Raw genomic sequence first — 25961 nt, forward strand, 5'->3', positions numbered from 1 at the left:
GGATCAGTGCTCGGTCAGGTCGGCCAAGTGCGGCATCGCCACCGCGGCGCCGGAGCGTTCGGTCGAGCGGGCCGCGTAGCGACTGGCGAAGGCGACGTGGCGCGCGAACGGCTGTCGTGGCTCGCGCGCGATCGAGGCGACCAGTGCGCCATTGAACGCGTCACCGGCACCGGTGGTGTCGACCGGATGGGCCGTGCTGGCGGCGACGCGATAGCACGCGCGGTCGTCGCCGTGGCGGGCCGACGGTGCATGCGAGACGAAACAGCCCTGCGCGCCGAGGGTGACGACGACGGTGCCTTGCGGCAGCAGGCGGCGGCAGTGCGCGTGCAGGGTGGAATCGTCGAGCGTGGCGACCCGGTCGGGTTCGCAGGCCTCGCCTGCGTGGTGGACCAACTGGGCGCAGAACTCGGATTCGTTCGGAGTGATCACATCGCACAGCGCCAGCAGGGACGCCGGCAGCTCGGCATCGGCGGGGGCCGGGTTGAGTACGGTCAGCGCGCCGGACTCGCGTACCAGCCCGAATGCCGCGACGATCGCCTCCACCGGCGACTCCAGTTGCGCCAGCACCACCGCCGAACCCGACAGCGCGTCGGCATTGCGCTGGATGAATCCGGCCGTCAGCCCGGCGTTGGCGCCCGGCTCGATCACGATGTTGTTGTTGCCGGCGTGGTCGACGTAGATGCCGGCCGTGCCGGTGGGCGCTTCCACCGGGTCGGCGCGCAGCTCGATGCCGTCCTCGCCTGCGAGACTGCGCGCGAGCTGTCCGCCGGCATCGTCACCGAGGGCGCAGATGAAACGCGTAGCCGCACCGGCGCGCACCGCCGCGGTGGCCTGGTTGAAGCCCTTGCCGCCGGGCCCGGTGCGGTATTCGCCGACCCGGGTCTCACCCGGCCGTGGAAGCTGCGGCAAGGTCCAGACGTGGTCGACGTTGAACGAACCGACCACGACCACCAACGGGAGAGACTCAAGCGCCAACGCGATGCGGATCCGTCGTCGCGCCCGGATCGTGCCGGTGCTTGAACAGCAGCACGAACGCCACCGCGACCACCAGCGAGTACAGCGCGAAGGTCACCCAGATGCCGTGCCAGTCCTTGCTGTTGTCGGGGTAGGTGAACCAGTGCTCGATGATGAAGCCGCTGGCGACGCTGCCGAACACCGCGCCGACGCCGTTGGTCATCATCATGAACAACCCCTGCGCGCTGGCGCGGATCTTCGGGTCGCTCTGGCCCTCGACGAACAGCGAGCCGGAGATGTTGAAGAAGTCGAACGCCATGCCGTAGACGATGCACGACAGCACGATCATCCACAGCCCCGGGCCCGGGTCGCCGTAGGCGAACAGCCCGAAGCGCAGGAACCAGGCCAGCATGCTCATCGTCATCACCGCCTTGATCCCGAAGCGCTTCAGGAAGAACGGGATGGTCAGGATGAACAACGCCTCGGAGATCTGCGAGATCGACATGATGATCGCCGGGTAGCGCACCGCCAGCAGGTCGGCGTAGCGCGGGTCGTTGGCGAAGTCGTGCAGGAAGGTGTCGCCGTAGGCGTTGGTCAGCTGCAGCGCCGCGCCCAGCAGCATCGCGAAGATGAAGAAGATCGCCATGTTGCGGTTGCGGAACAGCCGGAACGAGGTCAGGCCGAGTGCGTCGACCAGCGAGCGCTTTTCACTCTTGCCGAGCTTGGGCGGGCACGGCGGCAGGGTAAACGCGTACAACCCGAGCACCAGCGACGCGGCCGCGGCGACATGGAACTGGCCGGCCGAGGTTTCCAGCCCCAGCAGGCTCACCGTCCACAACGCGGCGATGAAGCCGACCGTGCCCCACACCCGGATCGGCGGATAGTCGCGCACGACGTCGCGGTCTTTGCCCTTGAGCGCGTTGTAGGCCACCGTGATCGCCAGCGCGATCGTCGGCATGTAGAACACCATGTTGAGCAACATCACCCAGAACATCGTGGTCGGGTTGTCGACCTGCGGCAGCATGAACAGCACCACCGCGCCGCCGATGTGCAGCAGGCCATACAGCCGCTCGGCGTTGATCCACTTGTCGGCGACGATGCCCATCAGCGATGGCATGAACAGCGAGGCGATGCCCATGGTTGAGAAGATCGCGCCGAAGCCGGTGCCCGACCATTGCTTGTTCTGGAACCAGTAGGCGCCGATGGTCAGCAGCCATGCGCCCCAGATGAAGAACTGCAGGAAGTTCAGCACGATCAGGCGGAGTTTGAGGTTCACCGGGCGGGATTTCCTGTGTTCGCGAAGATCGCGGTTGGAGTTGGCTGCGCCGCAGCGTAGAGCGAAACCGTGCGACCGGGAAGCATGGATGCCTTTCGGTGCGCGGTTATCGCCTCAGGCATCACGCGCGATCACCCGGTTGCGGCCTTCGCGCTTGGCCATCTTCAGGCGCTGGTCCGCGCGCGCGAGCAGCCGCGACATGTCGTTGCCGTCGCTTGGACTGGAAGCGATGCCGGCGCTGAAGGTGATCCGGACCGGGTCCATGTTGCCGCGCTCGGGGTCGAACGGATGCTGCGCCAGCATCCGCCGGATCGAATCGACCCGCTCCCACGCGGTGCCGACCGGCTTGGACATCACCAGCGCGAACTCCTCGCTGCCCAGCCGCACCAGCCATTCGTCCGCATCGGCCATGCTCCTGAGCACCGCGACCACGTGGCGCACCGCGCGGTCGCCGGCATGGTGGCCGGCCTCGTCATTGATCCGCCGGAAGTGGTCCAGGTCGATCAGCGCCAGGCTCAGGCTGCAGCCGTCTTCCTCGGCGGCCTCGAGCAGTCGCGGCATCCGGTGCAGCAGCCAGGTGCGGTTGGGCAAGCGGGTCAGCCCGTCGGTGCCCGACAGCTCGACCAGCCGCTGCATCCGGTAGACCACCACCGCGGTGATCAGGGTGACGATCGCCAGCAGCACCATCCGCTGGACCTGCCCGCCGACCGTCACCGCGCCGTAGTCGCTGGAGATCAGCTGTTCCGGCGAGCTCACCCAGGCGAATACGGCGGCATTGAGCAGGCCGTACTCGACCAGCGCCAGGAGGCCGGCGAACACGGTGGTGCGGCCGTCGCTACGCAACGCGGTCAACATGATCGCGAGCAGGTAGCAACACCAGACGATCATGCTGTTGAGCGCGGCCGGCAGGTGGTTCATGGCCAGCACGCCCAGTACCACCGTGGTGGCGCTGACATCGAAAGCGGCGGTGGCGAACGACAGCCAGCGGTAACGTCGACGCCGGCGGGCCAGTTGCAGCCAGACCTGCGCGAACAGATTGACGAAGATGGCGCCGCCCAGGCCGATCAGTGTTTCGCGCACGCTGCCGCCGGTGAGTGCGTTGGCCAGTGGCAACAGCAACAGCAGCGCGGCGATGACGACGCGCAACCGGGCGACCAGCAGTTCGCCGCCGGCGCCGATTTCCAGCAGGACCTCGTCGGGCCGCCCCAACAGGCTCGCGACCTTCTCCCGGACACTGCGGCTGGCTTCCATCGCTTCCCCCGAACGCTCCGCGGCAGGATAGCGCGGGCTTCGCCGCCGTGCTCAGCCGAGCCCGCGCCAGGCCACCCACGCCGCCAGCAGCAGGAACACCACCGCGGCGACGAGGCGCGCCGCCTTCAACGGCAACCGGTCGGAGAAGCGGCTGCCCAGCGCGACCACCGGCACGTTCGCCAGCAGCATGCCGGCGGTGGTGCCGGCGATCACTTCCCACAAGGGCGAGTACTTGGCGGCCAGCAACACGGTCGCGACCTGGGTCTTGTCCCCGATCTCGGCGATGAAGAACGCGATCGTGGTCGCGATGAAGGCGCCGCGCGCGGGCAGGGCGCTGCCGTCGTCGTCGAGGCTGTCGGGCTTGAGTGTCCACAGCGCCACCGCGAGGAAGCTGGCGGCGACGATCCAGCGCAGCACCTCTGGCTGCAGCCACTGGGCGACCAGGGCGCCGAACCAGGCGGCCAGCGCGTGGTTGAGCAGGGTGGCGACGAGGATGCCGGCGATGATCGGCCACGGCTTGCGGTAGCGCGCGGCCAACAGCAGGGCAAGCAACTGGGTCTTGTCGCCGATCTCGGCCAGCGCGACCGTGCCGGTCGAAATCAGGGCGGCCGACAGCGGCAGCGCGGAAAAGTCGAACATGTCCATCGAGTGCGGGTTCCGGGGCCGGGCAGGGCGGTGACGACGAAAGCCGACGCGTGCGGCCCGGCCCGGGGACGGATCCCGAGGGTCATTCGCACGACGCCTGCCTTCGGTCTTGCCCGGAACGCGATCGGTTGCGGTTCCCCGTACGCCATGGCCGTTCGGCCAAGCATGTTGACGCACGATCCCGGGCCGGTGCGGTGCTGCATTGCGCGGCGCGGGCGGGCTACTCCCCGGAGGAATAGCGCCGGCATTGTAACGCTTCGTCCGGCCCCTGCTGCCGGCCTTACACTTCAGGCATCCCTCGTTCGGAGTTTTTCCATGCAGTACCGCCGCCTCGGCTCGTCCGGCCTGCAACTGTCCGCGCTGTCGTTCGGCGCCTGGGTGACCTTCGGCAACCAGATCGGCCGAGGTGTCGCGCGCGACCTGATCGCCACGGCCTGGGACAACGGCATCAACTTCTTCGACAACGCCGAGAGCTATGCCAACGGCGCGGCCGAGTCGATGATGGGCGACGTGATCGCCGACCTGCGGTTGCCGCGCGACGGCTTCTGCGTGTCGAGCAAGGTGTTCTTCGGTGCCGCGACCGAGCCGCGTCCGACCCAGAAGGGACTGTCGCGCAAGCACGTCACCGATGCCTGTCACGACGCGCTCAAGCGGCTGCGGGTCGACTACCTCGACCTCTATTACTGCCACCGCCCCGATCCGGATACGCCGGTCGCCGAAACCGTCTGGGCGATGGACGCGCTGGTCCGGCAGGGCAAGGTGTTGTACTGGGGCACTTCGGAATGGTCCGTCGCGCAGATCCGCGACGCCCACAAGGTTGCTCGGTCACACAACCTGTATGCGCCGACGATGGAGCAGCCGCAGTACAACCTGCTGCATCGCGAACGGGTCGAGCTGGAATACGCGCCGCTGTATGCCGAGTTCGGGCTGGGCACGACCACGTTCTCGCCGCTGGCGTCGGGCTTGTTGACCGGCAAGCACAACGAGGGCGTGCGTGAGGATGCGCGTTTCGGCGCGCTCGGGCCGAACCTGCGCAAGACCATCGTCGGGACTGAAAGCGAACGACGGTTGCAGCGCACACGCAAGTTCACCGCGCTGGCCGACAGCCTCGGCGTCGCCCCGGCCCCGCTCGCGATCGCGTGGTGCCTGCGCAACCCGCATGTGTCCAGCGTGATCCTCGGTGCCAGCCGTCCGGAGCAACTGTTGCAGAACCTCGGCGCGCTGGAGCTGGGTGATCAGCTGGACGAGACGTGCTGGCACAAGGTCCGGGCGGCCGCGAGCTGACGCAACCAGATTTTCCTGATCCCGGTTGCGCATCAAATGAGAATCATTATCATCAATGTCCAGCCTTGATGAGCCGCCACCCATGTCCCTGCACTCGTCGTCCCACGCCGTCCTCCACCTGTCGCCGCGGTTGCGTGCACAACGCCCGCCGGCGCCGACGCTGCCTTCGTCACCGCTGTTCGACAGCATGGCGTTGCTGGGGGGCACCCGCGAGGTGCTGATCCGTCACGGCGGCGAAGTCTATCGCCTGCGCCACACCCGCAACGACAAGCTGATACTTACCAAGTAGCGGCTATGATCCCCTGATCAAAACAGGGGAATGGCCATGGGTACGGAAATCTTCGTTGGCGTGTTGTTGCTGTTCGTGGTCATCACCGTGCTCAAGGGCGTGCGGGTGGTGCCGCAGGGCTTCGAGTGGACGGTCGAGCGCTTCGGCCGTTACACCCACACGCTGACGCCGGGGCTCGGCTTCATCATCCCTTGGGTCGATGGCATCGGCCGCAAGATCAACATGATGGAACAGGTCATGGAGGTCCCCGGGCAGGACGTGATCACCATGGACAACGCGGTGGTCAAGGTCGACGGCATCGTGTTCTTCCAGGTGCTTGACGCGGCCAAGGCGGCCTACGAGGTGGCGCAGCTGGAGATCGCCATCATCAACCTGGTGATGACCAACATCCGTACCTCGATCGGATCGATGGCGCTCGACGAGTCGCTGTCCAAGCGTGACGAGATCAACGCCAAGGTGCTGGTCGCGGTCGACCTGGCCACCCACCCGTGGGGCGTCAAGGTCAACCGGATCGAACTGAAGGACATCCAGCCGCCGCGCGACCTGATCGACGCGATGGCCAAGCAGATGAAAGCCGAGCGCGAAAAGCGCGCCAACATCCTCGAAGCCGAGGGTTTCCGCCAGGCCGCGATCCTGCGCGCCGAGGGCGAGAAACAGTCCGCGATCCTGGAAGCCGAAGGCGAGCGCGAAGCAGCGTTCCGCGAGGCCGAGGCCCGCGAGCGGCTGGCCGAGGCCGAGGCCAGGGCAACCGAGATGGTCTCCACCGCGATCGCCCAGGGCGACGTGCAGGCGATCAACTACTTCGTCGCCCAGAAGTACGTCGAGGCGCTGAAGGACTTTGCCGCCTCGCCGAACCAGAAGCTGCTGATGCTGCCGATGGAAACCACCGGCGTGCTCGGCTCGCTGGCCGGCATCGCCGAGCTGGCCAAGGCGGTGCAGGACAAGGCCGGCCCGACGTTGCCGCCGAGGGCCTGAGCATGGCCGCGATCATGCAGTCGCCATGGTTCTGGTGGGGCGTGGTGCTGGCGCTGTTCGCCGCCGAGGCGGTGCTGCCGGGCAGCTTCATGCTGTGGCTGGGCTTCGCCGCGCTCGGCACCGCATTGATCGACCTGGCGGTGCCGATGTCGGCCAGCGCGCAGTGGATGTTGTTCGCGGTGCTGGCGCTGATCGCGGTTGGCGCCGGCTGGCAATACAAGAAGCGCAACCCGGTATCCGCCAGCGACCAGCCGCTGCTGAACCGCCGCGGCGCGCAACTGGTCGGCCACGTCTACCCGCTGGAGAGCGCGATCGTCGACGGTCGCGGCCGGCTCAAGATCGGCGATGCCTTCTGGACGGCCAGCGGCCCCGACCTGGCGATCGGCACCCGGGTCCGGGTGGTCGCAATCGACGGCACCACGCTGCGGGTCGAACCCGCCTGAGGCAACCGCGTGCGGGTCCGCCGCCCGCACGCTTCTGGGATAATGGCCGTCTCCTCCCACGGAACGGCGCTCCCATGACCCAGAAGACCATCCTCAACGACAGCCATCGCGCCCTCGGCGCCAAGATGGTCGACTTCGGCGGCTGGGACATGCCGATCCACTACGGCTCGCAGATCGACGAGCACCACGCGGTGCGTAAGGACGCCGGCATGTTCGACGTCAGCCACATGACCGTGGTCGACCTGAAAGGCGAGCGCGTCCGCGAGTTCCTGCGCAAGCTGGTCGCCAACTCGATCGACAAGCTGCAGAAGCCGGGCAAGGCGCTGTACACCTGCATGCTGAATCCGCAGGGCGGCGTCATCGACGACCTGATCATCTATTTCCTGGCTGAGGATTTCTTCCGGCTGGTGGTCAACGCCGCCACCCGCGAGAAGGACCTGGCGTGGATCAACGAACAGGCCGGCGCATTCGACGTCAGCGTCAGCGAGCGCCCCGACTTCGGCATGGTCGCGGTGCAGGGGCCGAACGCGCGCGACAAGGTGCTCGGCCTGCTTCACGCCGACGATCGTGAGCGCGTCGGCAAGCTCGGCAAGTTCGCCGCGCGCACCGCGAAGCTGGCCGACGGCACCGAACTGTTCATCGCCCGCACCGGCTACACCGGCGAGGACGGTTTCGAGATCGTGGTGCCGCAGGACAGGGCCGTCGCGCTGTGGGATGCGTTGCGGGGCGCCGGCGTGAAGCCGGCCGGCCTCGGTGCCCGCGACACCCTGCGGCTGGAAGCCGGCATGAACCTGTACGGCCAGGACATGGATGACAGCGTGTCGCCGTACGAGGCCGCGCTCGCCTGGACCGTCGCGCTCGACGAGGGCCGCGATTTCATCGGCCGCGACGTGCTCGAACAACAGAAGGCGGCCGGCGCGCCGCGCCAGATGATCGCGCTGGTGATGGACGACAAGGGCGTGCTGCGCCACGGCCAGAAGGTGCTGACCGCGAACGGCGACGGCGAGATCCTGTCGGGCACGTTCTCGCCGACCCTGGGCAAGGCGATCGCGTTCGCCCGGGTGCCGGCCGGGGCGATCGCGCCGGGCAGCGAGGGCAACGTCCGGGTCGACATCCGTGGTCGCGAGGTGCCGGTGCGGGTGGTCAAGTTCCCGTTCGTGCGCGACGGCCAGGCGCAGGATGGCGTGCTGGTCTGAAACCCGCTCCGGGAGCCGCGCATCGGCCGGGCTCCCGTGGTTAAACTATTGCCCTTCCACCACCACCCGTAGCAGCGGAGCACCCCCATGAGTGAGATTCCCGGCGACCTGAAGTTCCTGAAGTCCCATGAATGGACCCGCGTCGACGGCGACGGCAAGGTCACCGTGGGCATCTCCGACCACGCCCAGGCGCTGCTGGGCGACCTGGTGTACGTCGAGCTCCCGAACGTGGGCGATCGCATCGAGGCGGGCAACGCCTGCGCCGTGATCGAGTCGGTCAAGGCCGCCTCCGACATCTACGCGCCGGTCACCGGCACCGTGGTCGAGGTCAACACCGCGCTCAACGAGAAGCCGGAGACGATCAACGAGGACGCCTACGGCGACGGCTGGATCTACGTGCTGGAAATCGAGGAGCCGGAACAGCTCAACGAGCTGCTCGATCCCGATGCCTACGCCGAGTTGCTGGAAGACGACGACCACTGACATCGCGACAACGCCGGGAGCCGTCGGGCTTCGAAGGCAACCACCCGCGTCGGCGACGGCGCGGGTTTTTTATTGCCCACGATGCACCGGTGATCGCCGCTACGCGCCGCGAGACCCTCGCGGGCTTCGCGCAAAACCGGCGCAGATCGCCTTGTGCAATGCGATAGGGCAAGCGTCCCTTCAGCTTTTCCCATGCGGTCGAAGTGGCTAAATATTCACCACTTCGTTTCATCGCACGTTCGGACGCATGCAATCGCGTGCAAGCATGTCGAATCGCGACCGTGCGTTGGAAGCCTTGTAAATATTGGCTTTCAGCGATGCGCGTGTTCGGCGGTGATCGGCATGCAACGTTGCGATGGCCGGCAACACCCGTTCGCGCGCCAGCACATCGTTGTCGCGTGGCCTGCGAACGCCGCAAATAAATCACGCGTACTTGTTGACACTATGAAAAACCGTGATTACGTTTCGCCCAGCAGACGCGGACTGCAGAAGCGAGTGAGAAAAATCGAAGCGACAACGTGCAGCACAAACCCGGACCTCCACCTTGACGGTAGAAATGGTGGACGCGGAATTTCTTTCCCCGGCGGAATGCTCCACGTCGTTGCGACCAGACCGATGCAGGCAACCCGGTTCGTTGATCGCGAGTCGGGTTTTTGTTTGCCTGTCGCCGGCATCGGCTGTGCGGGATCCGTTCCGGGGCGAATCGCGCCGGCGGTTGGTCGCGGGGGCTTCCCCGTGGCATTGCTTGGTACTGGGCTGTAAACCCCGATAGACCACTGACGAGGAGCCATCAAATGGCCACGAAGAAAGCTGCGAAGAAAAAGCCCGCCGCCAAGAAGGCAGCGAAGAAGGTCGCCCGCAAACCGGCAGCGAAGAAGGTCGCCAAGAAGGCAGCTGCCAAGAAGACCGTCCGCAAGTCCGCGGCCAAGAAGGCCGTGAAGAAGCCAGCGGCGAAGAAGACCGCCCGGAAAGCCGTGAAGAAGACGGCCAAGAAGGCCACGGCGAAGAAAGCCGTGAAGAAGACCGCGAAGAAGGCCGCCAAGAAGACTGCGAAGAAGACGGCTAAAAAGACCGTCCGCAAGTCGGCTGCCAAGAAGACCGCGAAGAAGGCGGCAAAGAAGACCGTCCGCAAGTCGGCCGCCAAGAAGACCGCGAAGAAGGCCGCGAAGAAGGCCACCAGGAAGCCGGCAGCCAAGAAGGCTGCGAAGAAGGTAGCCAAGAAGAAGCCGGCAGCCAAGAAGACCGCCAAGAAGGCGGTGAAGAAGCCGGCCGCCAGGAAGACGGCAGCGAAGAAGCCGGCGGCGAAGAAGGTCGCGAAGAAGGTCGCGAAGAAGCCGGCCCGTCGCGCTGCCAAGAAGCAGGCCCCGACCGCGATGCCGGTGACCCCGGCGCCGATGATCTGAGCCACCCGGTACCGCAACACGCACATGACTCTCTCCCGCGGCCCAGGCGGGGGAGAGTTTTTTTATGTGGCGATCAAGGCGCGCGCAACCCGAGGGTGCATTGGCGCCGGGAAGTTACCGGGGCGCGGCGGTAGCGCTCGCGGCGTTGCTGCCGGGCGGGGTGTCGTCGTTCTCGTTGTCGACGTAGTAGGTCGCCGGCTGGTCGAAGTCGATGTCCACCCAGGCGGTGAGTTCCGACGGGATGCCAAGGGCGCGATCGATCATGGTCGGCATCAGGCCGGATGGCAGTGAGCTCTCGCCGTTCCACATCACCGCGATGCCGAGGTCGCGATCGGGTAGCGTCGCGATCATGGTTCGATAGCCCTGCACGGCGCCCGCATGGTAGACCAGCCGATGGCCGGAATAGTCGTAGACCCGCCAGCCCAGCGCATAGCCGGCCGACTCCAGCCGGGCGCGTCGCCAGGCCGAACTGCGTGCCTGGTATGGGGTGTCGACCAGCGGTTCGTGCAGGGTCGCGAGCAGCGGCGCCGGGATCACGTCGGTGCGATGCCCGGTCTGCGCGATCAGCCACTGCGCCATGTCGCTGGCACTGGCATTGACGCCGGCGGCGGGCGCGACTTCGTAGTAGGTCGGCTTGGGCATCACAGAAACCCAGCCGCCGCGGCCACGCACGTGCGGCTTCGCCCAGCGCGCGCTGGACTCGATGCCTTCCAGTCCGAGGCTGGCATCGTTCATGCCCAGCGGCTTGAGCAGGCGCTGCTGGACTTCCTGCGCGTAGAAATCACCGGTCGCCGCGAACACGATGTCACCGATCAGGCTGAAGGCGACGTTCTGGTACGCGTAGCAGGTGCCCGGCGGGCACTTGAGCGGCACGTCGGCGAGCTTGCGGGTAAGGGTGTGGTAGTCGACGTAGCGTTCGAGGCTGCGGTCGTAGGCGTTGTGCGGCAGGCCGACCCGATGGCTCAGCAGGTCGGCGACGGTTATGTGGCTGGCCGCGCCGGGCTGGCTCAACTGGAAGTTGGGCATGTAGTCGGTCAACCTGCTGTCCCAGCGCAGGGTGCCATCGTTGACCAGCAACCCCGCGGTGGCACTGGCGAAGGCCTTTGACAGCGAGGCCAGGCGGAACACCGTGTGGGCGTCGACCGGTTCGGCATCGCTGACGTCGGTGATGCCGTAGCCGCGCGCGCTCAGCACTTTGCCGTCGTGCACGATCGCCATCGAGAGCCCGGGCACGCGCTGGTCGGCGACGATCATCTGCGCCATCGCCTCGAACATTTCCACGTCGAACTGGTTTGGCAGTGGCGGTGCAGGCGGCTGCAGGTCGTTCGGTTGCAGCTCGCGGGTCGGAGTGACGGCTCCGGTGGTGTGGGTGGTGGGCGCGACGGCCGCGGTCGCCAGCGACGCAGGAGCTTCCTGGTCGAGCGGAGTCTGTGCCGTTGTTCCAAGGGTCAGGGTCAGCAGCACCGCCAGTGCAGCGAGGCGCCCACCAAGACGAGGAAGCCGGGTCGCGGTGTCTTTCATCGGTCGCAGCGCCTGCGTATGCTGGAGTTCACGCGATAGTAACGCCGTTTTTCAGGAGTTTGCGAGGAACCATGTTCAGCTTCCTGATTCTATTGGGTTTAGTTCTCCTGTTCATCTTCTGGGGCGTCGGCCTTTACAACGGCCTGGTGCGCGCTCGCAACGCCTTCCGGAATGCCTTTGCACAGATCGACGTGCAGTTGCAGCGGCGGTTCGAGCTGATCCCCAATCTGGTGGAAACCGCCAAGGGCTATCTCGGCCATGAACGCGAGACCCTCGAGGCGGTGATCTCCGCGCGCGCCGCGGCGGTGTCGGGGCTGTCGGCGGCCAAGGGCCACCCCGGCGAGCCGGGCGCGATGGCGCAACTCGAATCCGGTGAGCGCCAGCTGGAAGGCGCACTGGGTCGGTTGCTGCTGGTGGTCGAGGCCTATCCGGACCTCAAGGCCAACCAGACCATGATGCAGCTCACCGAGGAGCTGACCAGCACCGAGAACAAGGTGGCGTTCGCGCGGCAGGCCTACAACGACGCGGTGATGGCCTACAACAACCAGCGTGAGGTGTTTCCGTCCAGCCTGGTTGCCGGCAACTTCGGTTTCGCTCCCGCCGTGATGGTCACCATTCCGGCCGACCAGCCGCAGATGCGGCAGGCGCCGCAGGTGAAGTTCTGACCAGGCAGCCGCATCGATAGCCGCCGATGAATTTCTTTGAACGCCAGGCCGCGGCGCGGCGCAGTTCGTCGCGGCTGGTGTTGCTGTTCGGCGTGGCGGTGGTGGCGATCGTGCTCGCGGTCGACGCGGTGGTGTGGCTGCTCAGTGGCGGCAGCACCGGCGCGTTGTTGGCGGTGACGCTTGTGACGCTGGCGGTGATCGGGCTGGGTTCGCTATACCGGCTGGCCAGTCTCGGTGACGGTGGCGATTCGATCGCCATGCAACTGGGTGGTGAGCTGGTGCTCGACGACGGCGGCGACCTGGATCTGCGCCGCCTGCGCAACGTGGTCGAGGAGATCGCGATCGCATCCGGCGTGCCGGTGCCGAAGATCTACGTGCTGGAGCACGAGTCGGCGATCAACGCGTTCGCCGCCGGCTACTCCCCATCCGATGCGGTGGTGGCCGTGACCCGCGGCGCGCTGGACCGGCTCAACCGCGACGAGTTGCAGGGCGTCATCGCGCACGAGTTCAGCCACATCCTCAATGGCGACATGCGGCTCAACCTGCGGCTGGTCGGGGTGCTGTTCGGCATCGCCATGATCGCGATCGCGGGGCGCAAGGTGCTGGAGTTCTCCGTCGGCGGACGACGCGGCCGGAGCCTGGGCGTGGTGGTGTTCGGGGCGGTGGTCGCGCTCGTGGTCGGTTCGATCGGGCTGTTCTGCGCGCGCCTGATCAAGGCCGGCGTGAGCCGCAACCGCGAGCGCCTGGCCGATGCCAGCGCGGTGCAGTTCACCCGCCAGAGTACGGGGTTGGCCGGCGCATTGAAGAAGATCGGCGGCCTGCCCGACGGCTCGCGCCTGGCGTCGGCCGGGAACGCCGAGGAAGTCAGCCACATGCTGTTTGGCGAGGGCCTGGGTTTCGATGGCCTGTTCGGCGGCTGGCTGGCGACCCACCCGCCGCTGGTCGAACGCATCCAGGCGCTGGAGCCGGGGTTTCGCGCCGAGCAACTCGGCGCGTTGTCGCGACGCTGGCTGCAGGCGCCGCCGAGTGGCCTGCATGAGGACCTGCACCTGGGCCTGCACCAGCCTGGCGCGTTGCCGCCGGAGCGGTCCGAGCATGCGGTCACCGGCGCGATGGTGGCCACCCAGGTCGGCAACCCGGGCAACGACGATTACCGCCGTGCCGACGCGATTGTGGACAAGCTGACCGATGAACTGCGTGCGCTGGTCGCCGATCGCGAACGCGTGGTGCCGTTGCTGCTCGGCTTGCTGCTCGACGCGCGCGAAGACATCGCCGCACGCCAGGCATTCGAGATCGGTGCGCGCCTGGGCAAGGCCACTGCGATCGAGGCGGCGCACCTGCGCGAGCAGCACCTGGTCGACCTGCACCCGATGCTGCGCCTGCCGCTGGTCGCGCTGGCCTTTCCGGTGATCCGGCGGCGGCCGCGGCCGCAACTCGAAACGTTCCTCGATGCGGTCAACGCGGTGGTGCTTGCCGACGACGAGGTCTCGCTGTTCGAGTACTGCCTGAGCCGGTTGTTGACGGTGCAGTTGCGCGAGTCGCTCGACCCGTCCCGCTACGTCGCTTTCGGGCGACGCAAGCCGGCCGAGCTGAGGAAGGAAATATCGACCCTGCTCGCGGTGGTCGCCGAGGCCGGCCATGCCGACTCGACGGGCGCGCAGCACGCCTACCTCGCCGGCATGCAGCGGATCCTGCCGGATGAGCACATCCCCTTCCGGTCACCGGGGAGTGCCCCGCTGGCGTTGGAAGATGTGTGGACGCCGCTTGATTCGCTTGGACCGCTGGCCAAGCAACTGCTCGTGGAAGCGGTGACTGCCGCCGTCAGCCACGACGGCCGCATCAACGTGGCCGAAGCCGAACTGCTGCGGACGATCTGCGGCGTACTGCACTGTCCTTTGCCCCCGGTGCTGCATCGCGCCTGAGGCGCCCCACCCAGACCGATGACCACGACCCGGCCCGCAGTCCGCCTCGGCGCCTTCCGCGATGCCCTCGCGGAGTCGCCACCGTTGTGGTGGTCGCTGCTGTACTTCTTCAGCCTGTTGTGCGGCTACTACGTGCTGCGACCGGTTCGCGATGCGATGGGCGCGTCGGGCGACGTCGCCGCGGTGTTTCCGCGCTGGCTGGTCGACTGGACCAGTGGGGCCGGCATCGCGCTTGGCGACTACAACCTGCAGGTTCTCTTCAGCGTCGTTTTCGTGGCGATGGTGGCGTTGCAGCCGGTGTACGGCGCGCTGGTGTCGAGGTTCCCGCGACGGGTGTTCCTGCCGGTGGTGTACCTGGTGTTCATCGCCTGCCTGGTCGGCTTCCACTGGCTGTTCGACAGCCGGGTATCGGGACGCGGCGCGGCGTTCTACATCTGGACCGCGGTGTTCAACATGTTCGCGGTGACCGTGTTCTGGAGCTTCATGGCCGACGTGTTCGACAACGAGCATGCCAAGAAGCTGTACGGCTACATCGGCGCCGGCGGGACCCTGGGCGCGCTGGTCGGCCCCGGCATCACGCGGCTGCTGGTGGAGCCGCTCGGCGTCGCCAACCTGCTGCTGGTATCGGCCGGGTTCATGGCGATATGCCTGCTGTGCATCCTCAAGTTGCGGCCGTGGGCGATGCGACGTGAACGGCTGCATGGCGATGCCACCGGCGAGGACGCGATGGGCGGTTCGGTGTGGGCCGGCGTCCGGCTGGTGTGGCGGCGTCCGCTGCTGCGGGCACTGGCGGCACTGCTGTTCTTCGGCGTCGGCGTCGGCACGCTGCTGTACAACGAGCAGGCCGCGATCGTGCGCCAGTTCTATCCGGGCGCGGAAGCCGCGACCCGTTATTACGCGATGATCGACTGGGCGGTGAACGGCCTGACCCTGCTGGTCCAGTTGTTGCTGACGCGATGGCTGCTGCGTCGCTACGGGATCGGGCCGGTGCTGCTGGCGCCGGCGTTGGCTATCCTGCTGGGCTACTGCCTGCTGACCGCGTCACCGCTGCCGATGCTGGTGGCGATCGTGCAGGTGGTAACCCGTGCCGGCGAGTTCTCGCTCGGCAAGCCCGGCCGCGAAACCCTGTACACCCGGGTCGATCGCGAGTCGCGCTACAAGGCCAAGGCGGTGATCGATACCGTGGTCTACCGTGGCGCCGACCTCACCTTCGTCTGGTTGCACAAGGCGGTGGCGTTGCTCGGTTCGACGATGGTGTTCGCCACCGGTGTCGCGGTTGCTGCTGCGATGACTGCCGCGGCCTGGAGCGTGGTCCGGTCGCAGCGCGAGCTGCCGGACGACCCGGCCGATCCGGCACTTGACCGCTGAAAACGACAACGGCGGGCCCGGCTTGATGACGCCCGGGCCCGCCGTTGTCCTGTCCGCATCCGGAACGGTTACGCCACCGCGCGGTTTTCCTCTTGCTCGCGTTTGTAGCCGGCAGAGCGCAACTCTTCAGTGTCGAAGTCGTCCACGCTGATCGCATCGACGGTCATCTCGCGCAGCGCCTCCAGTTGCTGGCGTTCGTCGGCCGTGATCCAGCCCTCGCGTACCCCTTCGTCAAGTTGTTCGACGAACGTCAGCGATTCGATGTCGCTGGTCTTGAGCGCCTTCAGGAACTTGCGTTCGACTGGCTCGGCGAGGATCACCGCCTGCAGGTAGCTGTTGATGCGGCCGGCCGGGTTGTTGGCGGTCGGCGTGGTGTAGACCCCCGTGGCGAGGCGGTCCCGGGCTTCGTTCGGCGACATCAACAGCGATGCGGCACGGTGGCCGAGGCGATCGCTCGGCGGAGTCGCGCGGCGGCCCCACGGGAAGATCAGTGCCCACAGCAGCCAGCCGACCGGACGGATCGGGAAGTTGCGCAGCGCGCCGGAGAACGCCAGTTCGATCTTGTGCACGGCATCGTGGAACGACCACGCCAGCAGCGGCTGGTCGGTTTCCGGCCGGCCCTGGTCCTCGTAGCGCTTGAGCAGGGCGCTGGTGATGTAGAGCTGGCTGAGCACGTCGCCCAGGCGCCCGGACAGCGACTCCTTGAACTTGAGCTTGCCGCCCAGCAGCAGCATCGAGGTGTCCGCGCACAGCGCCAGCGCCGCCGAGTAGCGGTTGAGCTTGCGGTAGTAGCGGCGGGTGTAGGCATCGCCCGGTGCCTGTCCCAGCTTCGCACCGGTCAGTCCGAACCACAGCGAACGCACCGCATTGGAAATCGCGAAGCCGATGTGGCCGAACAGGTTGCGGTCGAACTCGCGCAGGCGCTCGCCCTCGTCCTCCAGCGTGGCCGCCTTCATCTCCTTGAGCACCCACGGATGGCACAGGATCGCACCTTGGCCGAAGATCATCAGCGAGCGGGTCATGATGTTGGCGCCCTCGACCGTGATCGCGATCGGCGAGGCCTGCCAGCTGCGACCCAGGTAGTTCTTCGGCCCGAGGATGATGCCCTTGCCGCCGTGGATGTCCATCGCGTCCTGCGCGACCTGGCGACCGAGTTCGGTGCAGTGGTACTTGGAGATCGTCGACGGCACCGCCGGCAGTTCGCCACGCGTCACCGCCGCAGCCGAAGCTTCCGACAGCGCGCTGATCGTGTAGGCGTTGCCGGCGATCCGCGCCAGCGCCTCCTGCACGCCCTCGAAGCGGCCGATCGACAACCCGAACTGCTTGCGGATGCGCGCATAGGCACCGGTCACGATCGCCGCCATCCTGGCGCCGCCACTGGCGGTGGAGGGCAGGGTGATCGAGCGGCCGATCGACAGGCACTCGACCAGCATCTGCCAGCCCTTGCCCGCATACGCCTCGCCGCCAATCAGCTGGCTCAGCGGGATGAACACCTCGCGGCCGTGGATCGGGCCATTCTGGAACGGGCTGTTGAGCGGGAAGTGGCGGCGGCCGATGTCGATGCCGGCGGTGTCGCGCGGCACCAGCGCGAGGCTGATGCCGATGTCGCGGGTCTCGCCGAGGATGCCGTCCGGGTCGTACATGCGGAAGGCCATGCCGATCAGGGTCGCGACCGGCGCCAGGGTGATATAGCGCTTGTCGAAGGTCAGCTTGACGCCGACCACGTTCGCGCCGTTCCAGTCGCCCATGCAGACGATGCCGAAGTCCGGGATCGAGGTCGCGTCCGAACCGGCCCACGGCCCGGTCAGCGCGAAGCAGGGCACCTCGCGGCCGTCGGCCAGGCGCGGCAGGTAGTGGTCCTTCTGCTCCTGGGTGCCGTAGTGCATCAACAGCTCGGCCGGACCCAGCGAATTGGGCACGCCGACGGTGGAACTGACCACCGACGACATCGACGAGAGCTTCTGGATGACCTTGTGGTTGGCCAGCGCGCTGAAGCCGAGGCCACCGTATTCCTTCGGCACGATCATCCCGAAGAACTTCTTGTCCTTGAGGAACTGCCACATTTCCGGCGGCAGGTCCGCGCGCACGTGGGTGATGTCCCAGTCGTTGGTCATCGCGCACAGCTCTTCACAGGGCCCATCGAGGAAGGCCTGTTCCTCGGCGGTCAGTGTCGGTGCGGGCTGGTCCAGCAGCACCTGCCAGTCCGGCTTGCCGGAGAACAACTCACCCTCGAAACCGACCGTGCCGGCTTCGAGCGCGACCCGCTCTGTTTCCGAGAGCGGCGGCAGGATCCTGGTGTAGAAGCCGAGCAGCGGCGCAGTGATGAATGGCAGGCGGATCGGCGGCAGCAACAGCGGCACCGCGATCAACGCCGCGATCAGTCCGGCGACGATCGTGGCAGCGCCGTTGGCGCCCAGCAGCCAGCAGGCGACCAGCCCCACCGCGGTGATCGCGGCCCAGACCGCGAGCCGCAGCCGGTGGTAGGCGGCGAAGGCGCCGATCAGCAGGAACACGAGGAACGGGACGGCGATGCTCATGGTGGCGCTCCAACACTTGATCGTGGATGGCGGTGCGATGGATGGGGACAGCTTAGTCACGCAACGGTGACGGCCATGGACAGCACCCAGCGCAAAACATACGGAAGAGTATGGTAAATTGCCCTGGTTGCTGTCAACCGGGCCGGGTTGTTCCGGGTGCCGCTCCAGCCGTGCATACGCTTCCCGTCCATGGCGTATGGTCGCTATACTCGAGACCCATGATGCCCGCCACCAGCCCGCCCCCGTCTCCCCGCGCCGAACGCAACGGCCGCCTCAGCGCCGAGGACTGGGCCCAGGCCGCGCTCGACCAGATCGCCGAACAGGGCGTGGCCGCGGTTGCGGTCGAGCCGTTGGCGCGTCGGCTTGGCGTGACCAAGGGCAGCTTCTACTGGCACTTCCCCTCGCGCGATGCACTGCTGGTCGCGGCGCTGGAGCGCTGGGAGAAGGTCGAACAGGAACAGGTCTTCGGCCACCTCGAGGCGATTGCCGACCCGCGCGAGCGGTTGCGCGCGCTGTTCGAACTGGTCGCGCACGAATACAAGGCCCACATCATCTATTCCGAGTTGCTCAAGGCGCTCGACCACCCGGCGGTGCAACCGGTGATCGGCCGCGTGTCGGAACGTCGGCTCGACTACCTGACCGCCTCGTTCCGCCAGGCCGGGCTCGGTCGGCTCGATGCGCAGAACCGGGCCCGGCTGGCCTATGCCGCCTACGTCGGCTTCCTCCAGCTCAACCTGCAGCTGAAGCAGGCGCGTCTACAGCACGACGAGTTCGAGGCCTACGTCGACCACATGATGGCGACGTTGATCCCATCCGAGCTGCCCCGGTGACCTGACCCGGCGACTCGAATTCCACTTTCCCGGGTCCGGCCCGGGTTGCCCTTGATTCCCCCGGCTGGAGACCAGTGCCGTGAATGCGATTTCCCAAGACACCGCCGCGCCCGCGGCGCCCACCGAAGGCAGTACGCTCGAAGCGCTCAATGCGTGGGTTGCCGAGGTCGCCGCGCTGACCCGTCCCGACACGATCCACTGGTGCGACGGCAGCCAGGCCGAGTTCGATGCGCTGACCGGGACGATGCAGGCCGACGGCACCCTGGTCCAGCTCAACCAGCAGACCCATCCCGGCAGCTGGCTGCATCGCTCCGATCCCGACGACGTGGCCCGGGTCGAGCACCTCACCTTCGTCTGCCCGTCCAACCGCGACGACGCCGGCCCCAACAACCACTGGATGGACCCGGCCGAGGCCCACGCGAAGATCGACGCGCTGTTCGACGGCTGCATGCAGGGCCGGACGATGTATGTGATCCCGTACTGCATGGGGCCGATCGGTTCGCCGCTGTCGCGGTGCGGCGTGGAGATCACCGACAGCCCGTACGTGGTCGCCAACATGCGCATCATGACCCGCATGGGCACGCCCGCACTGGAGCGGATCGAGCGCGAAGGCCACGAGCGAGCCGCGGGCGGCGAGCGGACAGACACGTTCGTCAAGGGCCTGCATTCGACCGGCGAACTCGACCCCAACCGCCGCTTCATCATGCATTTCCCCGAGGAGCTGACGATCAAGTCGTACGGCTCCGGCTACGGCGGCAACGCGCTGCTGGGCAAGAAGTGCCATGCGCTGCGCATCGCCAGCCACCAGGCCCGGTCGGAAGGCTGGCTGGCCGAGCACATGCTGATCCTCGGCCTGGAGAATCCGCAGGGCGAGACCCACTACATCGCCGCCGCGTTCCCCTCGGCTTGCGGCAAGACCAACCTGGCGATGCTGATTCCGCCGGAGGGTTACCTGAAGGACGGCTGGAAGATCACCACCGTCGGCGATGACATCTGCTGGATGCGTCCCGGCGCCGACGGCCGGCTGTACGCGATCAACCCGGAGGCCGGTTTTTTCGGCGTCGCCCCCGGCACCTCGAAGAAGTCCAACCCCAACGCGCTGGAGTCGATCCAGTCCAACACCATCTTCACCAACGTCGGCGTGACCGCCGACAACCAGCCCTGGTGGGAAGGCCTGGGCGAGGGCGAGCCGGTCACCGACTGGCGCGGCGAGCCATACGACGCGGACAAGCGCCCGGCGGCGCACCCCAATTCGCGCTTCACCGTGTCCGCCCGGCAATGCCCGAGCTATTCGCCCGAGACCGAGAACCCGGCCGGCGTGCCGATCTCGGCGATTGTCTTCGGCGGTCGCCGCGCATCGCTGGTACCGCTGGTGTTCGAGGCCCGCGACTGGACCCACGGCGTGCTCGTGGGCGCCGCGATGGGTTCGGAAACCACCGCCGCGGCCACCGGTGCGGTCGGCGTCATGCGCCGCGACCCGATGGCGATGAAGCCGTTCTGCGGCTACAACTTCGCCGACTACTTCAGCCACTGGCTGTCGTTCGACGACGGCAGCAACAAGTTGCCGAAGATTTTCCACGTCAACTGGTTCCGCAAGGGCGACGACGGCAAGTTCATGTGGCCGGGCTTCGGCGACAACCTGCGCGTGCTGGAGTGGATGATCGGCCGGGTCAAGGGCGAGGCCAACGCGGTCGAGACCCCGATCGGCCACCTGCCGACCGACGCCGACCTCAACCTCGACGGCATCGAGCTGGATGACGAGGCCCGGGCCAAGCTGTTCGGTTTCGAAAAGCCGGGCTGGCAGGCCGAGTTCGCCAGCATCGGCGAGTACCTCGACGAATACGGCCCGCGCATGCCGCAGGCCCTGAAAGACGAACAACGGCGGATCGCGGCCCGGCTCGCCAGCTGACCGGCGTCCGCTTGCCCCTGCAAAAGCCCGGCTCACCCCGGGCTTTTGTCATGTAGGGCCCTGCAGGACGATTTAAACCTTCTGGCGCCTTGTGCCATCCCAATGGCTATGCTGACCGCCGTGATCGAGCGCCCACCCGAAATCGACCAGGCCGGTGCGCCCCCGACTCCGGTCGAAGGCGGTGATGACCATGCCCTGGTCGGCGCCGCCGCCCGCGGCGAGGTGGCCGCGTTCGAGGCGCTGTATCGGCGCCACGTCGGCCGGGTGCATGGCGTCATCGTGCGCCTGGTGGGCGGCCACGGGGCCCGCGCCGAGGACCTCACCCAGGAAGCCTTCGTGCGTGCGTGGCAGGCGCTGCCGGCGTTCCGGTTCGAGGCGGCGTTCTCGACCTGGCTGCATCGGCTGGCGGTCAATACCGCGCTGATGGAACTGCGCAGTCGCCGCAGCCGGCCACAGGACGACGGCGACGACGAGGTCCTCGACACGATCGGCAGCGCCGATTCCGCCGGCCACGCCACCGCGCTGTCGCTGGACCTGGAGCGTGCGGTCGCGACCCTGCCGCCGCGGGCCAGGGCGGTGCTGGTGCTGTACGACATCGAGGGTTGGAAGCACGAGGAGATCGCCACCGAACTCGGGATGGCGGTCGGCAGTTCCAAGGCCCAGTTGCATCGCGCGCGCGGCCTGTTGCGTGCACGACTCGGAGAAAACTGATGAAGCGCGAAATTCCGCACGACGACGCGAGCGCTGCCAATGACGGACTGACCGATGCGTTGCGCTGGCAACTCCGCGCGCTGCGTCGCGACGAGTTGCCAGCGGCCGATCCGTGGCCGACGATCGCCGCGCGCCTCGCCGGCCCACGCGCCGAATCGCTGGCGACGCCTTCGGCGCACCCTGCGGGACCGCGCTGGGCGATGCCGGTTGCCTTGGCGGCGACCCTCGCGATTGCCCTCGGGTTCGCCGGCTGGTGGCAGGGTGCATCGTCGCCAGCCGCGCCGAGCCTGGTCCAGCAGGAAGCCAATGGCCTGACGCTCCAGTACCAGGCCGCCTTCGCCGAAGTCGATGCGTTGCCGGCGTCCGCGACCCTCGCGGTGCAGCCGGCCTTCGATGAACTCGATCGCAGCGCGCGGTTGATCCTCGACGCACTGGCCCGCGATCCCGATTCGCGGCTGCTGCTGGAACAACTTCGCCGCACTTATTCCCATCGTCTCGCGCTGGCCCAGCGCGTTGTCCTCGGTTGACCGGAGAAACCACCATGAGCCTCGCCCGACCTTCATCAACCCCGCTTCGAACGCTGCTCGGTGCCGGCCTGCTGCTGGCCAGTGCCGTGGCGATGGCCGGTACCCCGATTGACGAGAACCGGCCGCTCGATCCCGCCGGCCGGGTCGAAATAGAAAACCTCAAGGGACGCATCGAAGTGCAGGCCTGGGACCGGCCGGAAGTCCGTATCGAGGGCAGCCTCGGCAAGGGCGCCGAGAAGCTGGAGATCCAGGGCGACCGCCAACGCCTGAGCGTGCGGGTCAAATATCCCAATCGCGGTGGCCTTGGCTTCCTGTCCGGCGACAACACCGAACCCACCGACCTGCGCCTGATGGTGCCGTTGCGCGCCGACCTGGAGATCGACTCGGTCTCGGCCACGGTCGATGTCCGCGGGGTCGCGCCACGCGAACTGTCGATCGACAGCGTCAGCGGCGACGTGGCCGTGATCGGCGCCCCCGGCGAAGCCAGCATCGACAGCGTCAGCGGCGACCTGCGGTTGACCATCAACAGTCGCAATGTCGATGTCGAAAGCGTCAGCGGGGATGTCGACCTGCGTGGTCGGCTCGACGGCGAGGTCGCGGTCGAGACGGTATCGGGGCGGATCGACATTGCCGGGCACGAGTCCAGCATGCGCAACCTGTCGGGCTCATCCGTATCGGGCGACATGACGATTGCCACCGCACTGGCCTCTGGCGGCGAGATGTCGCTGGAGACGGTCAGCGGCGACGTTGAACTGCGCCTGCCGGCCAACCTGTCGGCCAACGTGCATGGCGAGAGTTTCAGTGGTGACCTGGAACTGCCGGGCGCCCAGGTCGACCACGCGCGGCACGGACCAGGCTCCAGCGTCCGTCATCGCTACGGCAATGGCGATGGCGAGATTTCGATCGAGACGTTCTCGGGTGACGCGAGGCTGCAACTGGATTGAGCCTTCGGTCCAGGGCGGATTGGTCCGGCAGGTCGCAGACCGGGACTTGCCGACTCAGAGGTCCTGCTCGTAGCGGACGTAGGGCACGGTGCCTTCGTCGCTGTCGCTGTTGCTCGGCGCAAACGGGTTCTTGCCCCGGGTGACGACGTTCTCGGCGCCCACCGTGAGCTGGCCGCTCCACGGGGTGCGCCACGTCAGCCCGACGCCGAGGCCTTCCCAGCGGCCCGGGTCGTTCGGCGTGTCGACCACGCGCCCGACGATATTGGCGGAGAAGTCGCCGATGCCGGCGCCGACGGTCAGGCTCTGGCTGCTCCAGCGATCGGCCAGTGCGGGCACGTCGCCAGCGGGGATCAGTCGTGCCCGCGCCCAGGTGCCGCCGATCGATACCGTGGCCTCGCGGCCGATGTTCTTCTGGCCGTACACGGTCAGCGTGTTCTGGTCCAGTTGGCTGGCACCCCCATTCGGGCTGAGCCAGGCGGGCAAGTTATCGCGGCCCTTGCCCACGGCCAGCGCCAGCTTGTTGCCTGCACGGCTGAGGCTGGCGCCGACGCTGGCCTGGCGGCTGCCGTTGCTGCGGGCGTCCTGGTCCAGCGCAGCGAGCATGCAGTGGTTGGCGAGGTTGCCGATGGCGCTGGCCAGGCCGGTCTTGCGGTCGCAGACAAGGCCGAGCGTATCGCCGGCATCGAGGCCGAATGCTGCATCGAGCGTTGTCCGGCCGACCCGCCAGCGGGCGCCGGTGGTCGCCGACCCGGTGGGTTCAAGCAACAGCACGGCTTCCAGCTTGCCGCTGGTGTTGTTCCATACCGGCAGCGCGGTGACGTCATCGCGTGCGACGGACTTGTCCGGCGACTGGGCATGCGCACCCGCCGCCACGCCAATGGCGAGCAGAAGGGCAAGCGGCAGTCGAAGCAGGCGTGTGTCCATCGTGCGGTACGACCGGAATCAACCGGCGGAGTTCCCCCAACTAATGACCCGATACTAGGACGCTTATGATTCTTTAACAATAATGATGATGTGAAGATCGTCCCAGAAACCGACCCTATTGCACGCGGTCGGGCGCCTCCAGTCCGGACGCCGGGAGCGCCAGCAGTCCCCTGACCTGTTCCGGGCTGAAACGATAGTGCTGCCCACAGAACTCGCAACGGATGTCGGCTTCACCATCGGCCACCGCCGCCAGGGCCTCTTCTTCCCCGAGCGAAACGAGCATGGACTCGACCCGGCTGCGGGAACATGAACAGGCGAACCGCAATGGTTTCCGGCCGACCAGTTGTACCCCGTCCTCATGGAACAGGCGGGTCAACAGGTCTTCTGCGGGCAAATCCAGCAGTTCGCCGGTATCCAGGGTGTCGAACAATGCACCGACGCGCAGCCAGCCGTCTTCGTCGCCTTCGTCGCCAGGCAGCTTCTGCAGCATCAGGCCCGCCGCGCGGTCGCCGTCGGTGGCCAGCAGCAAGCGGGTCGGCAGTTGTTCGGACTGGCGGAAGTAGTCTTCGAAAGCACCCGACAGCGAGTCCGACTGCAACGCCACCAGGCCCTGGTAGCGCATCGGCTCGCGGGTGCCGCGCGCGGGGTTCTCGATGGTGATGGCGAGCACAGCATCGTCCCCGAGTTCGCGCAGGTCGCGCGACACGCTGCCCGCGGCAGCCCCGTCCAGTTGCACGATGCCGCGCAGGGTGCCGGCGGCGGTGCATTCGGCGAACAGCGTGCGCAACGGACCGGTACCGCGCAGTTGGACCGACAGGCGACCGTCGACCTTGGCGTGGCCGGTGAACAATGCGGTGGCCACCGCGGCTTCGCCAAGCAACTCGACGGCGGCAGGTGCCTGGCTGGCGGCGTCGTTCGCGCGCTCGCGGATCTGTTGCCAGCTGTCCTGCAGGTGTACCAGCACGCCGCGCACGCCGGCGCCCTGTATGAGGAAGCGGGTCAGCTGGTCGCGGTCGGTGGACGGCGGCATGGTGCCGGGTTGCGTGTCGGGCTGGGTCATATCAGGCTGCGTCATGGTGGCTCATGCGCTGGCGCGCGCTTGGCGGATAATGCCGCGGAAGAAGGTCGATACAGCGAAGATGGGGGCATGGCACAGCCGGTGCAAGACACGCGCGAAAACCCGAAACCCCACCGGTCCCACCGTCGCTGGCTGCGGCGGTTGCTCATCCTGCCTTTCGCGCTGGCATTGTTCAGCGTGCTGCAGGTCGCGGCATTGCGATTCATCGATCCACCCTTCACCGCGTTCATGGCGGCGCGTCAGCTGCAGGCGTGGACCGGGCGGGATTGGGACTTCAGGGTTGCCTACGATTGGCGCGATCGCGGCGAGGTGTCGTCGCATCTCGCGGTAGCGGTGATCGCGTCGGAGGACCAGCGCTTCGCCGACCACCACGGTTTCGACCTGAAGGCGATCGAGAAGGCACGCGACGCCCACGAGCGTGGCGGCAGGTTGCGTGGGGCGAGCACGATCACCCAGCAGACCGCGAAGAACCTGTTCCTGTGGAGTGGCCGAAGTTGGGTGCGCAAGGGCGTCGAGGCTTGGTACACGCTGCTGGTCGAGGCCTTGTGGCCGAAGTCGCGGATCATCGAGGTCTACGTCAACGTCGCCGAATTCGGTGATGGCGTTTACGGCGCCCAGGCCGCGGCTCGGACCTATTTTGGAAAGGACGCATCGCAGCTGTCAGTGGCCGAGGCGGCGCGGCTGGCGGCGGTTCTGCCCAGCCCGAAACGTTACAGCGCCGCACGCCCCGGGCCCTATGTGCAACGCCGCACCCGCGCGATCCAGCGGCAGATGCGCCAGATCGGCGGGGTGGGGTACCTGGAGCAACTGGATTGAACGAGTTGGA

At 67.2% G+C, this 25961-nt stretch carries 24 protein-coding genes; 16 read left to right on the plus strand and 8 right to left on the minus strand.

What is annotated here, in order from left to right:
- Positions 1–3: 3 nt before the first annotated feature.
- The 4 genes from ACT9F5_RS13530 to ACT9F5_RS13545 form a co-directional block, all read right to left on the minus strand.
- Positions 4–975, minus strand: a complete 972-nt coding sequence (locus ACT9F5_RS13530; RefSeq protein ID WP_445120485.1) for a PfkB family carbohydrate kinase — start codon at positions 973–975, stop codon at positions 4–6.
- A complete protein-coding gene (locus ACT9F5_RS13535; RefSeq protein WP_445120486.1) occupies positions 965–2230 on the minus strand; it encodes a nucleoside permease in 1266 nt (421 codons plus the stop codon). The genes ACT9F5_RS13530 and ACT9F5_RS13535 overlap by 11 nt, the downstream gene beginning before the upstream one ends.
- A gap of 114 nt (positions 2231–2344) precedes the next feature.
- Complete coding sequence (locus ACT9F5_RS13540) at positions 2345–3481, minus strand: diguanylate cyclase (protein WP_445120487.1); 1137 nt, start codon at positions 3479–3481, stop codon at positions 2345–2347.
- Between the two features lie 51 nt (positions 3482–3532).
- A complete protein-coding gene (locus ACT9F5_RS13545) occupies positions 3533–4126 on the minus strand; it encodes a TMEM165/GDT1 family protein (protein ID WP_445120488.1) in 594 nt (197 codons plus the stop codon).
- A gap of 315 nt (positions 4127–4441) precedes the next feature.
- Between ACT9F5_RS13545 and ACT9F5_RS13550 the strand changes: the two genes are divergently transcribed.
- The 7 genes from ACT9F5_RS13550 to ACT9F5_RS13580 all read left to right on the plus strand — a co-directional run bounded on the left by ACT9F5_RS13550 (position 4442) and on the right by ACT9F5_RS13580 (position 10199).
- Positions 4442–5410: an aldo/keto reductase gene (locus tag ACT9F5_RS13550; protein ID WP_445120489.1), complete on the plus strand. Its 969-nt coding sequence runs from the start codon at positions 4442–4444 to the stop codon at positions 5408–5410.
- An 82-nt stretch (positions 5411–5492) separates the two neighbouring features.
- Positions 5493–5699, plus strand: a complete 207-nt coding sequence (gene hemP / locus ACT9F5_RS13555) for a hemin uptake protein HemP (RefSeq protein ID WP_445120490.1) — start codon at positions 5493–5495, stop codon at positions 5697–5699.
- 36 nt (positions 5700–5735) lie between these two features.
- Positions 5736–6674: an SPFH domain-containing protein gene (locus tag ACT9F5_RS13560; protein WP_445120491.1), complete on the plus strand. Its 939-nt coding sequence runs from the start codon at positions 5736–5738 to the stop codon at positions 6672–6674.
- A gap of 2 nt (positions 6675–6676) precedes the next feature.
- Entirely contained in the window at positions 6677–7117 is a 441-nt protein-coding gene (locus ACT9F5_RS13565) for an NfeD family protein (protein WP_445120492.1), read from the plus strand.
- A 74-nt stretch (positions 7118–7191) separates the two neighbouring features.
- On the plus strand, positions 7192–8313 hold the full coding sequence (gene gcvT / locus ACT9F5_RS13570) for a glycine cleavage system aminomethyltransferase GcvT (protein ID WP_445120493.1): 1122 nt from the start codon (positions 7192–7194) through the stop codon (positions 8311–8313).
- Positions 8314–8400: 87 nt separating this feature from the next.
- Positions 8401–8796 carry a glycine cleavage system protein GcvH gene (gene gcvH / locus ACT9F5_RS13575; protein WP_445120494.1) on the plus strand — a complete coding sequence of 132 codons (396 nt, stop codon included), beginning with the start codon at positions 8401–8403 and terminating at the stop codon, positions 8794–8796.
- A gap of 794 nt (positions 8797–9590) precedes the next feature.
- Complete coding sequence (locus ACT9F5_RS13580) at positions 9591–10199, plus strand: hypothetical protein (RefSeq protein WP_445120495.1); 609 nt, start codon at positions 9591–9593, stop codon at positions 10197–10199.
- Positions 10200–10313: 114 nt separating this feature from the next.
- On the opposite strand, the gene ACT9F5_RS13585 is transcribed toward ACT9F5_RS13580, so the two are convergent.
- Positions 10314–11720 (minus strand): serine hydrolase, encoded by a 1407-nt coding sequence (locus ACT9F5_RS13585; protein ID WP_445120496.1) that lies wholly within the window; start codon positions 11718–11720, stop codon positions 10314–10316.
- Positions 11721–11791: 71 nt separating this feature from the next.
- Here ACT9F5_RS13585 and ACT9F5_RS13590 point away from each other — a divergent pair, with 71 nt between their 5' ends.
- The 3 genes from ACT9F5_RS13590 to ACT9F5_RS13600 are packed head-to-tail and all read left to right on the plus strand — an operon-like array spanning position 11792 to position 15675.
- Complete coding sequence (locus tag ACT9F5_RS13590) at positions 11792–12385, plus strand: LemA family protein (RefSeq protein ID WP_445120497.1); 594 nt, start codon at positions 11792–11794, stop codon at positions 12383–12385.
- A 26-nt stretch (positions 12386–12411) separates the two neighbouring features.
- A complete protein-coding gene (locus ACT9F5_RS13595; RefSeq protein WP_445120498.1) occupies positions 12412–14307 on the plus strand; it encodes a M48 family metalloprotease in 1896 nt (631 codons plus the stop codon).
- Positions 14308–14325: 18 nt separating this feature from the next.
- Positions 14326–15675: an MFS transporter gene (locus ACT9F5_RS13600; RefSeq protein WP_445120499.1), complete on the plus strand. Its 1350-nt coding sequence runs from the start codon at positions 14326–14328 to the stop codon at positions 15673–15675.
- Between the two features lie 68 nt (positions 15676–15743).
- Here the strand turns inward: ACT9F5_RS13600 and ACT9F5_RS13605 are convergent, their stop codons facing one another.
- A complete protein-coding gene (locus ACT9F5_RS13605; RefSeq protein ID WP_445120500.1) occupies positions 15744–18212 on the minus strand; it encodes an acyl-CoA dehydrogenase in 2469 nt (822 codons plus the stop codon).
- A 218-nt stretch (positions 18213–18430) separates the two neighbouring features.
- Between ACT9F5_RS13605 and ACT9F5_RS13610 the strand changes: the two genes are divergently transcribed.
- The 5 genes from ACT9F5_RS13610 to ACT9F5_RS13630 all read left to right on the plus strand — a co-directional run bounded on the left by ACT9F5_RS13610 (position 18431) and on the right by ACT9F5_RS13630 (position 23133).
- Positions 18431–19042, plus strand: a complete 612-nt coding sequence (locus ACT9F5_RS13610) for a TetR family transcriptional regulator (RefSeq protein WP_445120501.1) — start codon at positions 18431–18433, stop codon at positions 19040–19042.
- Positions 19043–19121: 79 nt separating this feature from the next.
- On the plus strand, positions 19122–20951 hold the full coding sequence (locus ACT9F5_RS13615) for a phosphoenolpyruvate carboxykinase (GTP) (RefSeq protein ID WP_445120502.1): 1830 nt from the start codon (positions 19122–19124) through the stop codon (positions 20949–20951).
- Positions 20952–21059: 108 nt separating this feature from the next.
- Positions 21060–21662: a sigma-70 family RNA polymerase sigma factor gene (locus ACT9F5_RS13620; protein ID WP_445120554.1), complete on the plus strand. Its 603-nt coding sequence runs from the start codon at positions 21060–21062 to the stop codon at positions 21660–21662.
- Complete coding sequence (locus ACT9F5_RS13625; RefSeq protein WP_445120503.1) at positions 21662–22189, plus strand: hypothetical protein; 528 nt, start codon at positions 21662–21664, stop codon at positions 22187–22189. Before ACT9F5_RS13620 ends, ACT9F5_RS13625 begins: the two co-directional genes overlap by 1 nt.
- A 14-nt stretch (positions 22190–22203) precedes the next feature.
- The gene (locus ACT9F5_RS13630; RefSeq protein ID WP_445120504.1) at positions 22204–23133 is read left to right on the plus strand and encodes a DUF4097 family beta strand repeat-containing protein; all 930 of its coding nucleotides are present in this window, start codon (positions 22204–22206) and stop codon (positions 23131–23133) included.
- Between the two features lie 54 nt (positions 23134–23187).
- Here ACT9F5_RS13630 and ACT9F5_RS13635 read toward each other — a convergent pair whose 3' ends face one another.
- A complete protein-coding gene (locus tag ACT9F5_RS13635) occupies positions 23188–24057 on the minus strand; it encodes an XOO1806 family protein (protein WP_445120505.1) in 870 nt (289 codons plus the stop codon).
- Positions 24058–24172: 115 nt separating this feature from the next.
- A complete protein-coding gene (hslO, locus tag ACT9F5_RS13640) occupies positions 24173–25087 on the minus strand; it encodes an Hsp33 family molecular chaperone HslO (protein WP_445120555.1) in 915 nt (304 codons plus the stop codon).
- A 117-nt stretch (positions 25088–25204) separates the two neighbouring features.
- Between hslO and mtgA the strand changes: the two genes are divergently transcribed.
- Entirely contained in the window at positions 25205–25951 is a 747-nt protein-coding gene (mtgA, locus tag ACT9F5_RS13645) for a monofunctional biosynthetic peptidoglycan transglycosylase (protein ID WP_445120506.1), read from the plus strand.
- Positions 25952–25961: the final 10 nt, after the last annotated feature.

This window comes from Lysobacter sp. F6437 (assembly GCF_052547215.1).

Bases quoted from the DNA above. Each gene is read 5' to 3' on its own strand.
- ACT9F5_RS13580 (WP_445120495.1), top strand. From the start codon at position 9,591: ATGGCCACGAAGAAAGCTGCGAAGAAAAAGCCCGCCGCCAAGAAGGCA.
- ACT9F5_RS13620 (WP_445120554.1), top strand. From the start codon at position 21,060: ATGCTGACCGCCGTGATCGAGCGCCCACCCGAAATCGACCAGGCCGGT.
- ACT9F5_RS13605 (WP_445120500.1), bottom strand. From the start codon at position 18,212: ATGAGCATCGCCGTCCCGTTCCTCGTGTTCCTGCTGATCGGCGCCTTC.
- hemP (WP_445120490.1), top strand. From the start codon at position 5,493: ATGTCCCTGCACTCGTCGTCCCACGCCGTCCTCCACCTGTCGCCGCGG.
- ACT9F5_RS13610 (WP_445120501.1), top strand. From the start codon at position 18,431: ATGATGCCCGCCACCAGCCCGCCCCCGTCTCCCCGCGCCGAACGCAAC.
- mtgA (WP_445120506.1), top strand. From the start codon at position 25,205: ATGGCACAGCCGGTGCAAGACACGCGCGAAAACCCGAAACCCCACCGG.
- hslO (WP_445120555.1), bottom strand. From the start codon at position 25,087: ATGCCGCCGTCCACCGACCGCGACCAGCTGACCCGCTTCCTCATACAG.
- ACT9F5_RS13600 (WP_445120499.1), top strand. From the start codon at position 14,326: ATGACCACGACCCGGCCCGCAGTCCGCCTCGGCGCCTTCCGCGATGCC.
- ACT9F5_RS13540 (WP_445120487.1), bottom strand. From the start codon at position 3,481: ATGGAAGCCAGCCGCAGTGTCCGGGAGAAGGTCGCGAGCCTGTTGGGG.
- ACT9F5_RS13630 (WP_445120504.1), top strand. From the start codon at position 22,204: ATGAGCCTCGCCCGACCTTCATCAACCCCGCTTCGAACGCTGCTCGGT.
- ACT9F5_RS13590 (WP_445120497.1), top strand. From the start codon at position 11,792: ATGTTCAGCTTCCTGATTCTATTGGGTTTAGTTCTCCTGTTCATCTTC.
- ACT9F5_RS13585 (WP_445120496.1), bottom strand. From the start codon at position 11,720: ATGAAAGACACCGCGACCCGGCTTCCTCGTCTTGGTGGGCGCCTCGCT.
- ACT9F5_RS13565 (WP_445120492.1), top strand. From the start codon at position 6,677: ATGGCCGCGATCATGCAGTCGCCATGGTTCTGGTGGGGCGTGGTGCTG.
- ACT9F5_RS13635 (WP_445120505.1), bottom strand. From the start codon at position 24,057: ATGGACACACGCCTGCTTCGACTGCCGCTTGCCCTTCTGCTCGCCATT.
- ACT9F5_RS13560 (WP_445120491.1), top strand. From the start codon at position 5,736: ATGGGTACGGAAATCTTCGTTGGCGTGTTGTTGCTGTTCGTGGTCATC.
- ACT9F5_RS13625 (WP_445120503.1), top strand. From the start codon at position 21,662: ATGAAGCGCGAAATTCCGCACGACGACGCGAGCGCTGCCAATGACGGA.
- ACT9F5_RS13550 (WP_445120489.1), top strand. From the start codon at position 4,442: ATGCAGTACCGCCGCCTCGGCTCGTCCGGCCTGCAACTGTCCGCGCTG.
- ACT9F5_RS13595 (WP_445120498.1), top strand. From the start codon at position 12,412: ATGAATTTCTTTGAACGCCAGGCCGCGGCGCGGCGCAGTTCGTCGCGG.
- gcvT (WP_445120493.1), top strand. From the start codon at position 7,192: ATGACCCAGAAGACCATCCTCAACGACAGCCATCGCGCCCTCGGCGCC.
- ACT9F5_RS13545 (WP_445120488.1), bottom strand. From the start codon at position 4,126: ATGGACATGTTCGACTTTTCCGCGCTGCCGCTGTCGGCCGCCCTGATT.
- gcvH (WP_445120494.1), top strand. From the start codon at position 8,401: ATGAGTGAGATTCCCGGCGACCTGAAGTTCCTGAAGTCCCATGAATGG.